Genomic DNA, 18458 nt, shown 5'->3' with positions numbered 1-18458 from the left:
AGACGGTTCCCTACAGGTACTGGCCGGTGTTGGCGACCGTGTCGATCGAACGGCCGGCCTCGGTGCCCTGCTTGCCGGAGACCAGCGTGCGGATGTAGACGATCCGCTCGCCCTTCTTGCCGGAGATGCGGGCCCAGTCGTCGGGGTTGGTGGTGTTGGGCAGGTCTTCGTTCTCGGAGAACTCGTCGACGCAGGCGGTGAGCAGGTGTTGCACCCGCAGACCCTTCTGGCCGCTCTCCAGGAACTGCTTGATGGCCATCTTCTTGCCCCGGTCGACGATGTTCTGGATCATCGCGCCGGAGTTGAAGTCCTTGAAGTAGAGGACTTCCTTGTCGCCGTTGGCGTACGTCACCTCGAGGAAGCGGTTCTCCTCGCTCTCGGTGTACATGCGCTCGACCACACTCTGGATCATGCCGTGGATCGTCGCCTCGCGAGAGTCGCCGTGCTCGGACAGATCGTCGGGGTGCAGGGGGAGCTCGGCCAGCAGGTACTTGGAGAAGATGTCCTTGGCCGCCTCGGCGTCGGGCCGCTCGATCTTGATCTTCACGTCCAGGCGGCCCGGCCGCAGGATCGCGGGGTCGATCATGTCCTCGCGGTTGGAGGCGCCGATCACGATGACGTTCTCCAGGCCCTCGACGCCGTCGATCTCCGACAGCAGCTGAGGGACGATGGTGTTCTCCACGTCGGACGAGACGCCCGAGCCTCGGGTGCGGAAGATCGAGTCCATCTCGTCGAAGAACACGATCACCGGGGTGCCCTCGGAGGCCTTCTCACGGGCCCGCTGGAAGACCAGGCGGATGTGCCGCTCGGTCTCGCCGACGTACTTGTTGAGCAGCTCCGGGCCCTTGATGTTGAGGAAGAAGCTCTTGCCGGACTGGCCGGTCTTCTCCGCGACCTGCTTGGCCAGGGAGTTGGCGACCGCCTTGGCGATGAGCGTCTTGCCGCAGCCGGGCGGGCCGTAGAGCAGCACGCCCTTCGGGGGACGGAGTTTGTGCTCGCGGAACAGGTCGGCGTGCAGGTAGGGCAGCTCGATGGCGTCCCTGATCTGCTCGATCTGCCGCATGAGCCCGCCGATCTCCTCGTAGGAGATGTCGGGGACCTCCTCGAGCACGAGCTCTTCGACTTCGGACTTGGGTATGCGCTCGTAGACGTAGCCGGAGCGGGGTTCGAGCAGGAGCGAGTCACCGGCCCTGATGGGCTGGCCGACCAGCGAGTCGGCCAGTCGCACGACGCGCTCCTCGTCGGCGTGCGAGATGACCAGGGCCCGCTTGCCCTCGTCCAGCAGTTCCTTGAGCATGACGATCTCGCCGACCTCTTCGTAGCCGAGCGCCTCGACCACGTTGAGTGCTTCGTTGAGCATGACCTCCTGGCCACGGCTCAGCGAGTCGACGTCGACGGCGGGGCTGACGTTCACCCGGAGCTTGCGCCCTCCGGTGAACACCTCGATCGTGCCGTCTTCTCGGGCTTCAAGGAAGGTGCCGAAGCCGGACGGCGGCTGAGCCAGCCGGTCGACCTCCTCCTTGAGAGCGACGATCTGGTCCCGGGCCTCCTTGAGTGTGGCCACCAGGCGCTCGTTCTGGCCTGTCACGGCCGCGAGATTCGCCTGTGCCTCATGGAGACGCTCTTCGAGGACTCTGGCCTGACGGGGTGACTCGGCCAGCTTCCGCCTCAGCGCGGTGATCTCCTCCTGGAGGAAGGAGACCTGTGTTGAAAGATCAGCGACCTCCCGTTCGCGCTGCGCGGCTCGAGCCTCAGCATCATCGCGAGCTGCCACGCCCCGTCACCTCCTTCCCAGTCGAGGGCGACTACTAAGGACCTTACCTATCTCGGGCCCCTCCGTAACCTGGCCGGGCAGTGTTCGTCGAGTGACATGCAGTATTCGGTGAATAATCCCCAATGGTGCGTTTAATACTCCCAGCATATGAACACGGCGATCTGTTCCCGTGTCACGCACCAACGCACCCTCGTGGCCAAATCGTCATAGTTCCTCGGTGGTTCCCTTCGGTCGGCGGCGTCGCGGTGGCGGCGTCACTCCGTCTGCCATGCGACGGGCGCTGACGAGGAAGCCGGTGTGGCCGATCATCCGATGATCGGGACGAACCGCGAGCCCTTCGACATGCCAGTCGCGAACCAGGGTCTCCCACGCATGAGGCTCGGTGAAACACCCGTGATCGCGAATGGCCTCCACGGTCTTGGACATCTGGGTGGTGGTGGCGACATAGCAGCAGATGACGCCGCCCGGCGTGAGGGCCTTGGCGGCGGCGTCGACGCACTCCCAGGGGGCCAGCATGTCGAGGATGACGCGGTCGACGTCGGCCTCGTCGATCGAGGAGACCAGGTCGCCGAGGGCCAGGCGCCAGTTGTCGTCCATCGGGCCGCCGAAGAACTTCTCCACGTTCTTGCGGGCCACCTCGGCGAACTCCTCGCGGCGCTCGTAGGAGGTGACGTGGCCCTCGGGGCCGACGGCGCGCAGCAGGAAGCAGGTCAGGGCACCGGAGCCGACGCCGGCCTCGATCACCCGGGCGCCGGGGAAGACGTCGGCCATGCCGACGATCATCGAGGCGTCCTTGGGGTAGATGACGGCCGCGCCGCGCGGCATCGCGAGCGTGTAGTCCTGCAGCAGGTGGCGGAAGGCGAGGTAGGCGGTGCCGCCGGAGGACCGCACGACGGAGCCTTCAGGCTGCCCGATCAGGTCGCTGTGCGGGATGGCGCCCTTGTGCGTGTGGAAGACGCCGTCCTGCTTGAGCGTGATCGTGTGGCGCTTGTTCTTGGGGTCGGTGAGCTGCACCTGATCCCCTGCCTGGAACGGCCCATGCCTGCGGAAACCCATGGCGGCAAGGTTATATGGGTTTCTCACGCGCGCGGACGCACGGTATCTATGGTGGATGCTCCCGCGCGACGTGATCTCCACCGGCCCCCTGATCCTGCGAATGCCCGCCGACCCCGACGCGGAGGCGATCGCGCGCATGATGGACGACCCCGTCACCGCCCGGCATCTGCCGCTGCTGCCGTCGCCGTACCGGATCGAGGACGCCCGCGCCTACCTGAAGTTCGCCGAGGACAAGTGGGCGTCGGGCGGCGCGGAGTGGGCCGTCACCGAGGACGGCCGGTACGCCGGCGCGATCGGGGTCCGCCCGCCCGACCGCTGGGGCACGGCCGAGATCGGCTACGTGGTGGCGCCCTGGGCGCGCGGCAGGGGCGTGGCCGCCAGGGCCGCCAGGGCGGTGTCCGACTGGCTGGCCGACCAGGGCGTGCACCGGGTGGAGCTGCAGGCCGAGGTGGAGAACGTGGCCAGCCTCAAGGTCGCGCTCAGGGCGGGGTTCCGCGAGGAGGGCCGGCGGCGCAAGGCCAAGCGGCTGCGCGACGGGCGGTGGGCCGACCTGGTGTCCTTCGCCAGGATCGCCGGGGAGCCGGCGCCGGCCGAGGAGCCGTACCTGCCCTTCTTCGACGGCGGCGAGCTGACCGACGGCGTGGTGCGGCTCGTGCCGCTCTCGGTGGAGGACGCCCCGGAGTACCACCGGATGATGTGCGACCCGAGCGTGACCGCCTACTCCCTGACCCCGCCCGCCTCCCTGGAGGAGGACGAGCAGCGCTGCCGGTGCACCGGCTACTGGTGGGTCACCGGGCAGCGGATCGAACTGGCGGTCAGGGACGCCGCCACCGGCGCGTTCGCCGGGCACCTCCAGCTCATGCAGGTCGTCCCCGTGCTCGGGCAGGCCATGATCGGCTACTCACTGGTGCCTGACTTCCGCGGCAGGGGGTTCATGACCCGGGCGGTGCGGCTGCTGGTCGACTGGGCGTTCGCGCGCACGGCCCTGCACCGGGTCGTGGCGGGCACCGACGTGGTGAATGCGGCCTCGCACGCGGTGCTGGAACGTGCCGGTTTCAGCAGGGAGAGCCTGCATCGGGAGCTGTTCCCGAAGCCGGACGGCACGCGGGCGGACGACGTGGAGTGGGTGCGGCTGCGCCCGTCGTGAAGGGCTCGACCGGCTCTGCCTGCGAAATGCGGAAAAATCGCAATTTCCTGTTGAGGGGTAGTCAAGAGCCGCGTCGAGGGTGATACTCCGGGGCACCGTTCGGAGATTCGCGTGATCGGGCCGCGCGATCTCTTCGCCCTCCACCCGAGGGAATCACCGCGATGCCAAACAACCGTGTCGATATCGCCATGCGTGAACTCATCACCGCGTTCTCCTGTCTGGAGGTCGCCGACGTGATCGATCGGCTCGCGCGCGCCGCGGCGGCCGTGGCGGGCACCGCGTACGCGGGGTTCGTCCACGTGGACGTGCTGCGGCGGGACGCCCGTCCGCTGCACGTCCACGCGCCGCCGGGAGACCCGCTGCGGGTGCGGCGGTGGTTGTCGGGGTCCGGAGTGCTGAAGGAGCTGGCCGCCGCGGAGGGGGCGCTACGGCTGGCGCGGGACGAGACGATGGGCGAGCCGGGGTTCCTGGCCGTGCCGGTGCCGGCGCAGGTCCGCGACCACACGTTCGTGTGGGTGGCGGGACGGGGGTTCCAGGAGGGGGACGAGCACCTGCTGAGCCGGTTCGCGACGGCGGCGGGGCGGGCGGTGGAGGGGGCGCGCGGGCTGGAGGCGGCCGTGCGGCTGCTGCGCGGCGTCCGCACCTTCCGCCCCGGCTGACCCGCCAGCCGACTGCCCCTCCGGGGCGCCCCCTTCGGAACGGCCGTCCCCTCGGGACGGCTGCTCCATTACGACGGCCCCTTCTGGACCGCCGACCCGTTGGAACCTTTGGGACGGCCCGGATCCCGCCGTCGCAGAGGGCCGCGAACCCGGGCCCACCTTTTCCGGATATGTCGCCCGGCACCCGCGAAATACCCTTTATCGCCTCATCCCCCGACCCCGGCAATTTCCATTCAGCCGTTCGCCTCCGGCCATTCCTGACGCATTTCCCAAAAGGTTTTCCGGAAACACGAACGCCCGCACCCCGGGAAATCAGGTGCGGGCGGACGGGTGCCGGGATCAGCCCCGGTGGGCCTCGAAGCGGAGGGTGCGGGAGACGCCCACACGGACCGTAGTGCCGGGGGCGATGGTGACCGGCTCGTTGGGCGGGATGTCGTAGAAGTTGGGATCGCCGGGCGGCTGGATCTGGGTGCCGTTGACCGAGCCCAGGTCGACCAGGTTGACGTCCCAGCCGTCGAGGGCCACCCGCAGGTGGCGACGCGAGACCGAGCCGTCGGGGCTGGTGACCTTGGCGGGCCTGGCCGAGCCGCCCGCCACCTCGGGCGCGCGCTCGGGGTCACGGCCCAGCAGGTAGTCGCTCTCCAGCGGCAGCGCCGTGCCGTCGTCGAGGATGAGCACCCCGAGCGAGGGCCGCGGCCCCTTGTACGGCACCAGCGTCCGCTGCACCAGGGCGATGCCGCAGACGGCGCAGTACGGCACCCTGGGGTCGTTGAAGTGGTCGTTCTTGCAGTCGACCCCGTAGACCAGCGGGCGGTCGCCGTGGTCGCCCTGCTGCTCCTGCGGCGGCGGCCCCGGGTGGTCGAAGTGCTCCGGCGGGCCGAGCACGGGCGGGGCCGCCTGGTCGAAGTGATCGGGCGGGCCCATGTGCTGCTGCGGCTGGTCGGCCATGCCGTTACCGGACGGCGGCAGCTCGTCGTAGGACGGGAACTGCTGCTGGGGCTTGGGGTGGGGCTGCTCCTGCGCGGGCAGGAAGGGAGGCTGGTCCTGGGGCGGGAGGTACGGCGGCTGCTCGTGCCCGAACGGGGGCTGCTCGTGGCCGAAGGGCGGCTGGTCGTGCCCGAACGGCGGCTGGTCCAGCGACGGAGGGCCCGAGTGGGGACCGGGTTGGGGGCCGGAGTGAGGACCGGGCTGGGGGCCCGGGTGCGGGACGCCGGCCTGCGCGCCCGAGGACGGACCCTGGACGAGCGGCGGCTGGTCGGCCAGCGGGTAGGGAGGTCGCTCGACCGGCCGCTCGGGCGGCGGGGCCAGGTCGGGCTCCATGTGCAGGGCCGTGTTGGGCATCTCGCTGGTGAGCGGCCTGGACCGGTCGGCCGCCTGCGCCTGCGGACGGACGTGCGACGGCTGGTCGGTGAGGTCGCCGATCAGGCCGCCGCCGTGGACGACGCCGCCCTCGAAGCCGACCGCGGGATGCGGGCCGCCGGCGCCGGGCAGGGTGAGCTCGACACGCTCGACCGGGCCGCTGATCAGCCGGTCGGCCCAGGTCAGGGAGTCGCTGCCGGCCAGGCGGGTCTCGCCGCCGGAGGTGCTGACCGAGGCCGAGGCCGAGCCGCTGACCAGCACGGCCACGCCGCCGCCCACCGGACCGGCGACCGCGCACGTGGCCGGGTCGCCCGCCATGTTGGCGGCCAGCACCTGCGCCGCGCGGCGGGCCAGCGCCCGGCCGTCGCCGCCGGAGGCCGCCGTCTCGCGCAGCGCCTCGATCAGGCCGTCGGCGGCCGCCTCGCCCGCGTCGCACACCAGCAGCAGCCCGCCGATGTAGGCGACCAGCCCGTCGCCGGGAAGGGGACGCACCACTCCGAAGCCCTGGCCGCTCATGCGCCCTCCCTCATGACGACCGTGCTGCGCTCATCGGTGCCCTCGCTGCGCTCGGTCACTCAACTCTCCTCCCCGGAAGCCGGCGATATTACGGCACCCGCACTGCCGTGCCGGCCACCAGCCATACGCATACCCAGACGACGACGCCGTGTCGCGGCCCAGGCGTCTCGATTCGGTGAACCGGTGGACCACGACCAACCCGTCAACTGTGCAAGTTCGGCCAAACAGAAGACTATCGGCCTGCCGTCCTGGCATCGAAATCGCCGGGCTACGGGTAGTGGCCGGACAAGACCTTAGCCGCAAACGCGCCGGGCATGTCAGACCCCGGTGAAGACGCGGTTGACGTCGGCGGTGGCGAGCACGCCGTAGATCTCGCCGCCGTGCTCCACCAGCAGGTACTCCCCGCGGGGGCCGAGCGCATGGCGTCGATGAGCGGCTCGCCGGTCAGGTCGGCGGCCAGCACCATGGTCGGTTCGAGCGCCTTGGCCAGCGAGCCCACGTCGACCCACGGGCGCCGGTGCTCGGGGGTGGCCTGGACGGCGGCCTCGTTGACGATGGCGACCGGCCGTCCGTCGTGGTCGACCACCACCAGGGCGCCCGCCCGCTGATCGGCGGCCTGCCGCAGCGCCTCGGCCAGCGGCGTCTCGGCCGCCACCGGGATCGCCCTGCGGGCCAGCGCCCGCGCGTTGACCTGCGGGATGCGGGCGCGGATGCGGGCCACGCGCAGCGACTGGGTGGCGCCCATCCAGATGAAGGAGGCCAGCACCACCGGCCACAGCAGCTCGACGGGGTCGAACTCCTGCCCGCTCGTCATCGACGTCGCGAACGGCAGGACGACCAGCAGCACGGCCAGCACGCGCCCGCCCCAGGCGGCCACGACCGTGCCGGAGCCGGGGTTCCTGGTCAGCTTCCACACGCCCGCGCGCAGCATCCGGCCGCCGTCGAGCGGCAGGCCGGGCAGCAGGTTGAACACGCCGACGATGAGGTTGGCCACCCACAGCTGCCAGATGAGCACCTCGGCGATGCCGCCGTCGTTGATCACGTACGTGTCGGCGAGCAGGCCGAGCCCGGCCAGGCCCAGCGACAGGGCCGGCCCGGCGGCGGCGACCAGGAACTCCTTGCCCGGCGTGGGCGGCTCCTTCTCGATCTCCGACACGCCGCCGAGGAAGTAGAGGGTGATCCGGCGCACCGGCAGGCCGAACATCTTGGCCAGCACGCTGTGGGCCAGCTCGTGCAGCAGCACCGAGACGTAGAGCAGCACGGCGAAGACGAAGGCCACCGCGTAGGCGACGGTGTTGTCCAGCTCGGGCAGCATGTCGCGCATGCGGGGGCCGAACATGACGGTGATGAAGGCCGCGACGATGAACCACGTCCAGGAGACGTACACCGGGATGCCGAAGGGCCGCCCCATCCGAATGCCGGGGAACTCCTGACGGGGGCTCTGCTCGCTCACCGCACTCCTCGTACGTCCATTACGTGCTGTTGCTGCCTCGATGCTACGCGCCCGATCACGTGATCCTCGTCCCGGCGAGGGTTATTCTGTCGGGCTCTTGACCTAGAGTGCGGTGCATGACGTTGACCGAACCGGTGATCATCGGAGCTCTCTCCCCGTCCCGGGCAGGCGATTTCATGACCTGTCCCCTGCTCTACCGGTTCCGGGTCATCGACCAGCTGCCCGAGAAACCCTCCCCCGCGGCCGTGCGCGGCACCGTGGTGCACGCCGTGCTGGAGCGGCTCTACGACCTGCCGGCGCCGCGCCGGTCGGTGCAGGCGGCGCTGGAGCTGCTGGAGCCCCAGTGGCAGCGGTTGCTGCAGGAGGACGAGCAGTACGCGCGGATGTTCGCCGACGACGCCGAGCAGGCCGAGTGGCTGGCGCAGGCGCGGGCGATGCTGGAGCGCTACTTCACGCTGGAGGACCCGACCCGGCTGGAGCCCGCCGAGCGCGAGCTCTACGTGCAGGCGGTGCTGGACGGCGGCCTGATGCTGCGGGGCTACGTCGACCGGCTCGACGTGGCGCCCACCGGCGAGGTCCGGGTGGTCGACTACAAGACGGGCAGCGCGCCCGGCCCCGACTTCGAGGCCAAGGCGCTGTTCCAGATGAAGTTCTACGCGCTGGTGCTGTGGCGGCTGCGCGGGCAGGTGCCCCGGCTGCTGCAGCTGGTCTACCTGGGCGGGCGCGGCGAGGTGCTGCGTTACGCTCCCGACGAGGCCGACCTGCTGGCCACCGAGCGCAAGGTGATGGCGCTGTGGACGGCGATCGAGCGGGCGCTGGAGACCGGCGAGTGGCGGGCGCGCCGCAGCCGGCTGTGCGACTGGTGCGACCACCAGGCGCTGTGCCCGGAGTTCGGCGGCACCCCGCCGCCGGTGCCCGACCGTCAGCCCGGCGACACCGTGCGCAGTAACCGGCGCGCGGCCACCGACGAGCTGTAGCCCTGGGCCGGTAGCCCTCCGACAGGCCGCTCCTTATCCTCCGAAGGGAGGAGTTCCAGGCTCTCACCTGGGCCTACAGTGAAGCGGTGCGGATCGACCGACCCCTGTTCCACGACACGGCCCTGGCCGTCGTGGTGGCCGCGGCCTCGGTGACGCTCTTCCTCCTCTACGGGCCCGAGCGCCTGGAGCCGGCGGAGCTGACGGCGGGGAGCATGCGCGCGCCCGACGGGCTCGGGGCGGCGCTGCTGGTGCTGGCCGCCGCGCCCATCGCGGTGCGCAGGCGCTGGCCGCTGGCGGCGCTGTGCGCGGGCCTGATCCCCGAGACGGCGCTGACCGCGATGGGTTACGGCACCGGCGCGTCGGGGGTGTCCAGCCTGGTGCTGGTGTACTCGGTGGCCTCCAACCGGGGGCTGGCGGTGGCGCTGGGCGGGCTGCTGGTCTCGCTGCTGACGTACGCGGTGGGGGCGCTGGCCGGCCCGGTCACGCCGCCGGGCGCGAGCGGGCACGTGGTGGCGGTCCTGGTGCTGCTGGCGGTCTGGGGGGCGGGCAGGAGCCTGCGGCTGCGGCGGGCGTACCTGGAGGAGCTGCGCGACCGGGCGGCCAGGCTGGAGCGGGCCCACGCGGCCGACACGCGGGCCGCGCGGGCCGAGGAGCGCTCGCGCATCGCCCGTGAGCTGCACGACGTGGTGGCCCACCACGTGAGCGTGATGACGGTGCAGGCGGCCGCGGCGCGGCGGGTGCTGGCCGCCGATCCCGACCTGGCGCGGGAGGCGCTGTCGGCGATCGAGAACACCGGGCGGCTGGCCATGTCCGAGATGCGCAACATCGTGGGCGTGCTGCGTACCGACGCGCGGGCCGAGCTGGGGCCGCAGCCCGGCGTGGGCGACCTGCCGGGGCTGGTGGAGCAGATGCGCGAGGCGGGGCTGCCCACGCGGCTGCGCGTGGAGGGCGAGCCGCGGCCGTTGCCCGCCGGGGTCGACCTGGCCGCCTACCGGCTGGTCCAGGAGGGGCTGACGAACAGCCTGCGGCACGCGGGGGCCGGGGCCGAGGCGGTGGTCACCGTCTCGCACGCCCCCTCCGGCCTGGACGTACGCGTCGAGGACGACGGCAGGGGCACGGCGCCGGCGGCCGACCGGCCGGGCCACGGCCTGGTCGGCATTCGCGAGCGGGTCGCACTCTATGGTGGAATTCTGAACATCGGTCCGCGACCGGGGGGCGGTTTCGAGGTGCGGGCGAGGTTCCCGTTGAAGGACGGCCAATGACGATCAGAGTGCTGCTGGTGGACGACCAGCCGCTGCTGCGCACGGGATTTCGCCTGATCTTGGAGGCCGAGTCCGACATCACGGTGGTCGGCCAGGCCGGCGACGGCAAGGGCGCGATGGAGCAGACCAGGGCGCTGCTGCCCGACGTGGTGCTCATGGACATCCGCATGCCGGGCGTCGACGGCATCGAGGCGACCCGCCGGATCGTGCGGGAGGCCGCGCCCACGGCGCACGTGCCGAAGGTGCTGGTGCTGACCACGTTCGACCTCGACGAGTACATCGTGGAGGCGCTGCGGTCGGGTGCCTCGGGCTTCCTGCTGAAGGACGTGCCGCCCGACGAGCTGGTGCAGGCGATCCGGGTGGTGGCGGCGGGCGACGCGATCGTGGCGCCGAGCGTGACCAGGCGGCTGCTCGACCGGTTCTCCAAGCGGCTGCCCTCGGCCTACGAGCAGGCCACGCCGGCCCGCCTCGACCGGCTGACCGAGCGGGAGCTGGAGGTGCTGCGGCTGATCGCCAAGGGCATGTCCAACGCGGAGATCGCGGCCAAGCTCGTGGTGAGCGAGACGACGGTCAAGACGCACGTGGGCAACGTGCTGACCAAGCTGGGGCTGCGCGACCGGGTGCAGGCCGTGGTGCTGGCGTACGAGACCGGGCTGATCACGCCCGGCGCGATGTCCTGAGGCCGCCGCCCCCGGCGCGATGTCCTGAGGCCGCCGCCCCCGGCGGGATGTCCTGAGGCCGCCGCCCCGGCAGGAGGGCGGCGGCCGCAAGGTCTCAGGCCCGGGTCAGGCCTGCGTCGTCGCGGCGGTCGCGGCGGCGGGCGCGTTCTCCGGGAAGTGGCAGGCCACGCGGTGGCCGCCGGCCAGCTGCTCCAGGGGCGGCTCGACCGTCTTGCAGATCTCCTGCGCCTTCCAGCAGCGGGTGTGGAAGCGGCAGGCGGGCGGCGGGTTGAGCGGGCTCGGCACGTCGCCGGTGAGCCTGATGCGCTCGCGTTCCTTGCGCACCTTGGGGTCGGGCACGGGCACGGCCGACAGCAGGGCGTTGGTGTAGGGGTGCATCGGCGAGCTGTAGAGGCTCTTGCGGTCGGCGATCTCGACGATCTTGCCCAGGTACATGACCGCGACCCGGTCGCTGATGTGGCGCACCACCGACAGGTCGTGGGCGATCACGACGTAGGTCAGGTCGAGCTCGTTCTGCAGGTCCTCCAGCAGGTTGACGACCTGGGCCTGGATGGATACGTCGAGCGCCGAGACCGGCTCGTCGGCGATGATGAGCTTGGGCTTGAGCGCGAGCGTGCGGGCGATGCCGATGCGCTGCCGCTGACCGCCGGAGAACTCGTGCGGGTAGCGGTTGTAGTGCTCGGGGTTGAGCCCGACCAGGGCGAGGATGTCCTGAACCGCCTTCTTGACGCCGTTCTCGGTCTGCACGCCCTGGATGCGGAACGGCGCGCCGACGATGGTGCCGACGGTGTGGCGGGGGTTCAGGGACGAGAACGGGTCCTGGAAGATCATCTGCATGTCGCGACGGAGCGGCCTGAGCCTGCCCTGCCCCATGTGCGTGATGTCCTGGCCCTCGAAGACGACCTTGCCGCCGGTCGGCTCGAGGAGCCTGGTGACCAGGCGGCCGGTGGTGGACTTGCCGCAGCCGGACTCCCCCACCAGGCCGAGCGTCTCGCCCTTGAAGACGTCGAAGCTGACCCCGTCGACCGCCTTGACGGCGCCGACCTGCCGCTTGAGCAGGCCCTTCGTCACCGGGAAGTGCTTCTCCAGCCCTTGGACGGAAAGAAGCGGCTCGTTCGCGGTCACCGTCTCGCTCACTGGCTCTCCAGCACTGGCTTGATCTCGTTCTCCCACAGCTCCCGCCGCTCCGTCCTGGTCATGTGGCAGCGCACCAGGTGGCCGCCCTCGGTCTCGATCAGGCCGGGCACCTCACTGCTGGACTTGCCCCCGGTGCGCTCGGCGTAGGGGCAGCGGGGGTGGAAGGCGCAGCCCGGAGGCACGTTGATCAGGGACGGCGGCGAGCCCTTGATCGGCAGCAGCCGTTCGGTGGGCTCCCGGTCGAGGCGGGGCATCGATCCCAGTAGACCCCATGTGTAGGGGTGCTCGGGACGGTAGAAGATGTCGTCGGCGGTGCCGTACTCGATGCACTTGCCGCCGTACATGACCAGGATGTCGTCGGACAGCTCGGCCACCACGCCCAGGTCGTGGGTGATGATGATCAGCGCGGAGTTGAACTCGCGCTGCAGGTCGACCATGAGGTCGAGGATCTGGGCCTGCACGGTCACGTCGAGCGCGGTGGTCGGCTCGTCGGCGATGAGCAGTTCGGGGTCGCACGACAGCGCCATGGCGATCATCGCGCGCTGGCGCATGCCGCCGGAGAACTCGTGCGGGTAGGAGTCGACGCGGCGCTGAGGCTCGGGGATGCCCACGCGGCCCAGCATGTCCACGGCGTGCTTCTTGGCGACGGACTTGGAGACCTTGTGGTGGATCCGGTACGCCTCGACGATCTGGTCGCCGACCGTGTAGAAGGGGTGCATCGCCGACAGCGGATCCTGGAAGATCATCGCCATCTTCTTGCCACGCAACCCGCGCACGTGCTCCTGCGAGGCGCCCACGAGCTCCTCGCCGTCGAGCCAGATCTCGCCCGAGACGTTGGCGCCCTTGCCCTTGTGCAGGCCGAGGATGCCGAGGCTGGTCACCGACTTGCCCGAGCCGGACTCGCCGACGATGCCGAGGGTCTTGCCGCGTTCGAGGCTGAAGGTCAGCCCGTCGACGGACCTGACCAGGCCGTCGTCGGTCGGGAAGTGGATCTTCAGGTCCTTGACGTCGAGAAAGGGACTCACGCCAGCCTCACTCTCGGGTCAACGACCGCGTAGAGCAGGTCGACGATCAGGTTGGCCAGGATGATGAAGGCCGCCGCGACGATCGTGACGCCCATCACCTGGGGAAGGTCGTTGTTGCTGATGGCGTCGACGGCGTACTTGCCGATGCCGGGCAGCGAGAAGGTGCTCTCGGTCAGGACGGCGCCGCCGAGCAGCAGCCCCAGGTCGAGGCCGAACATGGTGACCACGGGGGTGAGCGTGGCCCGCAGCCCGTGTTTGAGCACCACCTTCCGCTCGGGCAGGCCCTTGGCCCTGGCCGTGCGGATGTAGTCCTCCGACATGGTCTCCAGCATGCCCGCGCGGGTGAGGCGGGCGTAGCCGGCGGCGTACAGGAAGGCGAGCGTCACCCAGGGCAGCATGAGGTTGTTGGCCCAGGTGAGCGGGTCTTCGCTGATCGGCACCCAGTCGGCCACGTCGCCGACCAGCCCGAGCTGGTCGCGGAAGATGGCCAGGGAGACGATGCCGGTGAAGAAGATCGGCAGCGAGACGCCGGCCAGGGCGATGCCCATGGACAGCCGGTCGAAGAAGCTGCCGCGGCGCAGCGCCGACAACACGCCGGTGGCCACGCCGAAGATGACCCACACGACGGCCGCGCCGAGCGCCAGCGACAAGGTGATCGGCAGGCGGTTGAGCAGGTCGGGCAGGACCGGGTTCTGGCTGACGTAGCTGTAGCCGAAGCAGGGCGCCGGGCAGTGCTCGATGCCGGGGCCGTAGTTGCGGTCGACGCCGACGAAGATGCCCTGCACGAAACGTCCGTACTGGACCAGGATGGGGTCGTAGAAGCCGAGGCGCACAGCCGTGTCGTGGATCACCTCGGCGTTGGCCGCCTTGCCCACGTACCGGGAGGCCAGGTCGTCAGCGGACATCCCAGCGAGCCGAGGCACGAGGAAGAAGATGGCGAACGTCGCGATGCTCACCACGAAGAGCAGCATGACGGCCGCTATCAACCGTCTGAGAATGTATGTGAACACTGATCTCGGCAATGGCGGCCGGGCCTTGTGGGCCCGGCCGCCGAAGCCTTCACCTGCTTTCGGTACGGGACGTTCCGGCAGTTAGCGCCGTTGCTACTGGGTGCTCAGCGTGAGGAACTCGTACATGCCCCAGTTCTGGGAGACGAAGACGTTCTTCAGCTGCGGCGGACGGTAGAACAGGCCGTGCGCCCAGACGTAGGGAAGGATGTAGCCCGACTCCATGACCTGCTTGTCGACGGCGGCCCAGATGCTGTTGCGCTTGGTCGCGTCGGTCTCCCCGGCGGCCTGGTCGATCAGCTCGTCGATCTTGGGGTCCTTCACGCCGAGGTTGGTGTTACCGGCGGGACGGATGACCCGGCTGTCGACGATCTGCTGGAAGAAGCCGAAGCCCTCGGGGTAGTCGGCGCCCCAGCCGTAGACCATGAGGCCCAGGTTGTTCTTCTTGGCGAAGTCGGGCTTGCCGGCGTACAGCTTGAAGTAGTCACCCTGCGGGAAGCCCTTGAGCTCCAGCTTGATGCCCACGCGGCCGAGCGACTGCTGCAGCGACTCGGCGGTCTGCTTCTCGGCCGAGCGCTCGTTGCGGAAGGAGATGGTGGTGCTGAAGCCGTTGGGCTGGCCGCAGGCCGCCAGTTCTTCCTTGGCCTTGGCGATGTCACCGGTCGGGTTGGCCTCGACGCCGTAGGGGTCGATCTTCTCGTAACCGGTCATCTTGGCCGGCATGAGGCTGAGGGCCACGTCGCCACCGGCGTCCGGGCCGCCGTAGGCGCCCTGGATGGCCGAGCGGTCGGTCGCGTACAGCACGGCCTTGCGGCAGTGGATGTTGTCGAACGGCGGCACGTCACCGTTGATGTTGGTGAACCAGGTGCGGTCGATCGGGGCCGAGTCGGCGTACTGCTTGACCTTCTCGTCGGTCAGGACCGTCTTGCGGGCGTTGGCCGCCACGCCGGTGCTGTTGACCTTGACGTCGATCTTGCCGGAGAGCAGGCGCTGGTCGAGGTCGTCCTCGTTCTGGCCCAGCAGCACCTCGATCGAGTCGTTGAGCTGCTTGCGGTTGGGGTCGGTCGCCGCGTCCCAGTTCGGGTTCTTGACGAGCTCGATGCGCTTGGTGAGCTCGTGCGCCTTGAACATGTACGGGCCGGTCGCGACCGGGTGCTCCTTGTACTTCGAGCCGGTGTCCTTGGCCACGGGCACGGGGGCCGTCTGCGGGAGCATGGCGAAGTAGTCGAAACCGCCGTACGCCTTCTTCAGGTGGAAGACGATGGTCTGGTCGTCAGGGGTCTCGATCGCCTTGAAGTCGTCGAGCTTGTTCTTCATCTTGTACGGGCCGGTGTAGCTGCCGACGTCGAGCCAGTCGTTGAAGTACGTCGGGCCGCTGGGCAGGATGTCCTTGTCCAGCGAGCGCGCCACGCCGTACTTGACGTCCTTGGAGGTCACCGGGGTGCCGTCCTCGAACTTGATGCCCTTGCGCAGCTTGTACGTCCACGTCTTGCCGCCGTCGCTCGGCGTGCCCAGGCCCTCGGCCAGGTCGCCGACGAGCTGCAGGCCCTCCTCGCCGGGGACCGGCTTGAACATGGTGAGCGCGCGCGTGTAGAGGCGGGCGAAGTTCCAGGCGTAGCCGTAGTACATGTCGCCCGGGTCGACGGAGTCGAAGTCGCCGGGCATGCCCATGTGAAGGGTGCCGCCGACCTTCTCCGACGGGTTGATGACCGCCGTCACGCCCGCGTTGTACTTGCTGGACGGCTTGTCGTCGCTGCCCGAGCCGCTGGTGTTCTTGCTGCCACCGCCGCCACCACACGCGGAGACGACCACGGCGAGAGCGGCGGTCACCGCGATCGCCGACGCCTTAGATCTCATCTTCATCGACCTGACACACCCCTTGAATCTAGGAGTTGAGAGAACTTGCGGATAACTACTCACGAGGCCTTATCGGGCCTTGGGATCGAAGGCGTCCCGAAGACCGTCACCGAGCAGGTTGAACGCCAGCACGGTGATGAAGATCGCGAGGCCGGGGAAGATCATGAAGTTGGGCGCCACATCGTAGTTGTGGACGGCCTCAGCCAGCATGCCTCCCCACGTCGGGGTCGGCGGCCGCACGCCCACGCCGAGGAAGGAGAGTGCGGCCTCGAACAGGATGTTCGACGGGATCAGTAGCGTCGAGTACACAAGGATCGGCGCCAGCAGGTTGGGCAGGATCTCCTTGAACAGGATCGTGTGACTGCGCGCGCCCAGGCTTCTGGAGGCGTCGACGAACTCCCGCTCGCGCAGGGAGAGCGTCTGGCCCCGGATGATGCGCCCGATGTAGGGCCAGTTGAAGAAGCCGATGATGAACACCAGCAGGCTGATCCTGAGGGTGTCGCCCGACATGCCGAACGCCTTGTCGGGGATGACGCCGGCCAGCGCCAGCGCGAACACCAGCAGCGGGAAGGCGAGGAAGATGTCCATGAGGCGGGAGATGACGGTGTCGATCCAGCCGCCGAAGAAGCCGGCGATCATCCCCATCACGGTGCCGATCACCACGCACAGCAGGGTCGCGAAGAACGCGATCAGCAGCGAGATGCGGGCGCCGTACAGGATTCGGCTGAACAGGTCGCGGCCCGTGGTGGGCTCGACACCGAACAGGAAGTCCCAGCTCATGCCACCGAAGGCGCCGATCGGAGCCTGGATCGCCGGGTCGATCTTCTCCCGGTGCCATTCGGCCGGGTCGTGACCGAACCACGACACCAGCAGCGGCGCGAAGATCGCCACGAGGATCAGCAGGATGATGACGATGCCGCCGATCATCGCGATGCGGTCGCGCTTGAGGCGCATCCAGGCGATCTGCCCGAGGGAACGCCCCCGGATGACTGAAGACTCCGCCCCCTCAAGAACGGTCTCCGGCCCGGCCTCGACGGCCGAGTCAGGAACATCGAGCGGTGCGGTCATGCCAGTGGCCCCCTGGATTCCAGACGACGTCGTCCGTGTCGGCGCGACCCGGTCAGGGTAGTGCGCCCGTGCAAGGCGAGTCCGCAGAGTCGCGGCCCCAGGAGGCAGAATCTATGGCCTGAGCTGGTGTGACCAGTCCCTCAGCGCTCGATGTGGCTCAACTGTGATTGACGCGAAACTTATTCGTATCGATCTTGATGTGAATGTCTACGGCCCGTCCCGGTTGGGTCTCGGAACTGTGACAGTGCCGATCCTGGACCGTTTCTGTCCGAAATCAGCTGATGCCGCGGCGCTTCAGAAGCGCTTCGATATCGGCGAAGTCATCGTCGTTCTTGGGGGCCTTCGGGGCCACCGACGGCTGGGGTTTGTTCGCTACGGGCTGAACCGGCGGCTTCCCGCCCGGCTCGGGAGCGGCCTTCTTCTTGCGCCCCACGGACAGCCTGCGGCCGCGCATCACCCCGGAGACCACGAACAGCACGGCGGCCAGACCCGCCACGGCCACACCGGCCCACACCATCGGGTTGAGCACCAGCCCGGTGACGAACCCCACCGCGGTCGCCCCGATCGTCCACAGCGCGCTGAGCGCGCCGGTCAGGTAGGCCGCCACCGGCAGCAGGGACCAGGCCGCCAGCCTCATCCCCGCGGCCGCGCCCCGGCGCCTGAAGGCCAGGAAGCTCAGCACCAGCCCTACCGCCGTCACCCCGGCGCACAGCGGCAACCAGGCGATCTGATTGAACATTACGGCCGCCCCTCGTCTCGACTACGCCTTCCATCCTGGCACGCGAAACGCCGGGAGCCTCTCCTCCGCGAGGACCAGACGCCCCCTAGGGGATCAGGGCGCGCAGATCGGCGACGCCGACGTCGGCCAGCGAGGAGACCACCAGACGGCCGGGGGCCGGCTCGACGGGCAGCAGGTTGGGGACGGCCACGACGGCGCAGCCCGCCGCCGTGGCGGCCGCCACGCCGTTGGGGGAGTCCTCCAGCACCACGCAGCGCACCGGCTCGACGCCGAGCAGCCCGGCGGCCTTGAGGTAGGGCTCGGGGTCGGGCTTGGTCCGCTCGACGTCGGCGGCGGTGACGACGAGGTCGAAGCGATCTTCGCCGAAGCCCTTCAGCACGGCGTCGGCGATCTCCCGCATCGACGAGGTGACCAGGCCGACCGGCACCCCCTCGTCGCGCAGCGCCTCCAGCAGCTCCGCGGCCCCCGGCATGACGGCGACGCCGTTCGCCAGGCGCTCGACCATGCCGGCGACCATCCACTCCTGCACCGTCGGCGCCGGCACGTCGGCCCCGGAGACGGCGAGCATGTAGTCGAGCGTGCGCTCCATGGACCCGCCGACCAGGTGCGCCTGGTGCTGCGGCGTCCATTCGGCGCCGAGCCTGGCCATCACCCTGGTCTCGATCTCCAGCCAGACCTTCTCGCTGTCGACGAGCAGGCCGTCCATGTCGAAGAAGACCGCTTCCACGTGCTTTCCCCCGAT

Annotated in this window: 16 protein-coding genes; 5 read left to right on the top strand and 11 right to left on the bottom strand. The window is 69.7% G+C overall.

All coding sequences use genetic code 11. The annotated features are described in order from the left end of the window. Positions 1-10 precede the first annotated feature (10 nt). The gene (gene arc / locus ACNF49_RS23605; protein WP_125642617.1) at positions 11-1774 is read right to left on the bottom strand and encodes a proteasome ATPase; all 1764 of its coding nucleotides are present in this window, start codon (positions 1772-1774) and stop codon (positions 11-13) included. A 204-nt stretch (positions 1775-1978) separates the two neighbouring features. Continuing rightward, positions 1979-2830 (bottom strand): tRNA (adenine-N1)-methyltransferase, encoded by an 852-nt coding sequence (locus tag ACNF49_RS23600; RefSeq protein ID WP_357977307.1) that lies wholly within the window; start codon positions 2828-2830, stop codon positions 1979-1981. A gap of 55 nt (positions 2831-2885) precedes the next feature. Between ACNF49_RS23600 and ACNF49_RS23595 the strand changes: the two genes are divergently transcribed. Both ACNF49_RS23595 and ACNF49_RS23590 read left to right on the top strand, forming a co-directional pair. Next, a complete protein-coding gene (locus tag ACNF49_RS23595) occupies positions 2886-3977 on the top strand; it encodes a GNAT family N-acetyltransferase (protein WP_482945005.1) in 1092 nt (363 codons plus the stop codon). Between the two features lie 188 nt (positions 3978-4165). Further along, positions 4166-4636, top strand: a complete 471-nt coding sequence (locus ACNF49_RS23590) for a hypothetical protein (RefSeq protein ID WP_357977302.1) — start codon at positions 4166-4168, stop codon at positions 4634-4636. 339 nt (positions 4637-4975) lie between these two features. On the opposite strand, the gene ACNF49_RS23585 is transcribed toward ACNF49_RS23590, so the two are convergent. Then, positions 4976-6511 (bottom strand): FHA domain-containing protein, encoded by a 1536-nt coding sequence (locus tag ACNF49_RS23585; protein ID WP_482945004.1) that lies wholly within the window; start codon positions 6509-6511, stop codon positions 4976-4978. Positions 6512-6779: 268 nt separating this feature from the next. Next, complete coding sequence (locus ACNF49_RS23580; RefSeq protein WP_482945003.1) at positions 6780-7964, bottom strand: site-2 protease family protein; 1185 nt, start codon at positions 7962-7964, stop codon at positions 6780-6782. A gap of 116 nt (positions 7965-8080) precedes the next feature. Between ACNF49_RS23580 and ACNF49_RS23575 the strand changes: the two genes are divergently transcribed. The 3 genes from ACNF49_RS23575 to ACNF49_RS23565 all read left to right on the top strand — a co-directional run bounded on the left by ACNF49_RS23575 (position 8081) and on the right by ACNF49_RS23565 (position 10883). Beyond that, positions 8081-8941, top strand: coding sequence for a RecB family exonuclease (locus tag ACNF49_RS23575; protein ID WP_352364040.1), 861 nt, complete (start codon positions 8081-8083; stop codon positions 8939-8941). Positions 8942-9027: 86 nt separating this feature from the next. Continuing rightward, entirely contained in the window at positions 9028-10203 is a 1176-nt protein-coding gene (locus ACNF49_RS23570; RefSeq protein WP_482945002.1) for a sensor histidine kinase, read from the top strand. Then, positions 10200-10883 carry a response regulator gene (locus tag ACNF49_RS23565; RefSeq protein WP_357977289.1) on the top strand — a complete coding sequence of 228 codons (684 nt, stop codon included), beginning with the start codon at positions 10200-10202 and terminating at the stop codon, positions 10881-10883. The genes ACNF49_RS23570 and ACNF49_RS23565 overlap by 4 nt, the downstream gene beginning before the upstream one ends. Before the next feature lie 105 nt (positions 10884-10988). Here ACNF49_RS23565 and ACNF49_RS23560 read toward each other — a convergent pair whose 3' ends face one another. The 7 genes from ACNF49_RS23560 to ACNF49_RS23530 all read right to left on the bottom strand — a co-directional run bounded on the left by ACNF49_RS23560 (position 10989) and on the right by ACNF49_RS23530 (position 18443). Continuing rightward, on the bottom strand, positions 10989-12020 hold the full coding sequence (locus ACNF49_RS23560; RefSeq protein WP_357977286.1) for an ABC transporter ATP-binding protein: 1032 nt from the start codon (positions 12018-12020) through the stop codon (positions 10989-10991). Further along, positions 12017-13045: an ABC transporter ATP-binding protein gene (locus ACNF49_RS23555; RefSeq protein WP_357977283.1), complete on the bottom strand. Its 1029-nt coding sequence runs from the start codon at positions 13043-13045 to the stop codon at positions 12017-12019. Before ACNF49_RS23555 ends, ACNF49_RS23560 begins: the two co-directional genes overlap by 4 nt. After that, positions 13042-14055 (bottom strand): ABC transporter permease, encoded by a 1014-nt coding sequence (locus ACNF49_RS23550; RefSeq protein WP_352364030.1) that lies wholly within the window; start codon positions 14053-14055, stop codon positions 13042-13044. Before ACNF49_RS23550 ends, ACNF49_RS23555 begins: the two co-directional genes overlap by 4 nt. A 93-nt stretch (positions 14056-14148) precedes the next feature. Continuing rightward, positions 14149-15915 (bottom strand): ABC transporter substrate-binding protein, encoded by a 1767-nt coding sequence (locus ACNF49_RS23545; protein WP_357977280.1) that lies wholly within the window; start codon positions 15913-15915, stop codon positions 14149-14151. Between the two features lie 63 nt (positions 15916-15978). Then, positions 15979-16977: an ABC transporter permease gene (locus tag ACNF49_RS23540; RefSeq protein ID WP_357977277.1), complete on the bottom strand. Its 999-nt coding sequence runs from the start codon at positions 16975-16977 to the stop codon at positions 15979-15981. A gap of 274 nt (positions 16978-17251) precedes the next feature. After that, positions 17252-17716 (bottom strand): cellulose synthase, encoded by a 465-nt coding sequence (locus ACNF49_RS23535; protein ID WP_482945001.1) that lies wholly within the window; start codon positions 17714-17716, stop codon positions 17252-17254. A gap of 85 nt (positions 17717-17801) precedes the next feature. Further along, positions 17802-18443 (bottom strand): HAD family hydrolase, encoded by a 642-nt coding sequence (locus ACNF49_RS23530; RefSeq protein ID WP_482945000.1) that lies wholly within the window; start codon positions 18441-18443, stop codon positions 17802-17804. Between the last annotated feature and the right edge of the window lie 15 nt (positions 18444-18458).

The organism is Actinomadura sp. ATCC 39365, assembly GCF_054392275.1.
The sequence above is the reverse complement of the archived record's forward strand: the minus strand, read 5'-3'. Positions and strand labels throughout refer to the sequence as shown.

Bases quoted from the DNA above. Each gene is read 5' to 3' on its own strand.
- ACNF49_RS23600 (WP_357977307.1), bottom strand. From the start codon at position 2,830: ATGGGTTTCCGCAGGCATGGGCCGTTCCAGGCAGGGGATCAGGTGCAG.
- ACNF49_RS23595 (WP_482945005.1), top strand. From the start codon at position 2,886: ATGCTCCCGCGCGACGTGATCTCCACCGGCCCCCTGATCCTGCGAATG.
- ACNF49_RS23590 (WP_357977302.1), top strand. From the start codon at position 4,166: ATGCGTGAACTCATCACCGCGTTCTCCTGTCTGGAGGTCGCCGACGTG.
- ACNF49_RS23585 (WP_482945004.1), bottom strand. From the start codon at position 6,511: ATGAGCGGCCAGGGCTTCGGAGTGGTGCGTCCCCTTCCCGGCGACGGG.
- ACNF49_RS23575 (WP_352364040.1), top strand. From the start codon at position 8,081: ATGACGTTGACCGAACCGGTGATCATCGGAGCTCTCTCCCCGTCCCGG.
- ACNF49_RS23565 (WP_357977289.1), top strand. From the start codon at position 10,200: ATGACGATCAGAGTGCTGCTGGTGGACGACCAGCCGCTGCTGCGCACG.
- ACNF49_RS23545 (WP_357977280.1), bottom strand. From the start codon at position 15,915: ATGAAGATGAGATCTAAGGCGTCGGCGATCGCGGTGACCGCCGCTCTC.
- ACNF49_RS23540 (WP_357977277.1), bottom strand. From the start codon at position 16,977: ATGACCGCACCGCTCGATGTTCCTGACTCGGCCGTCGAGGCCGGGCCG.
- ACNF49_RS23535 (WP_482945001.1), bottom strand. From the start codon at position 17,716: ATGTTCAATCAGATCGCCTGGTTGCCGCTGTGCGCCGGGGTGACGGCG.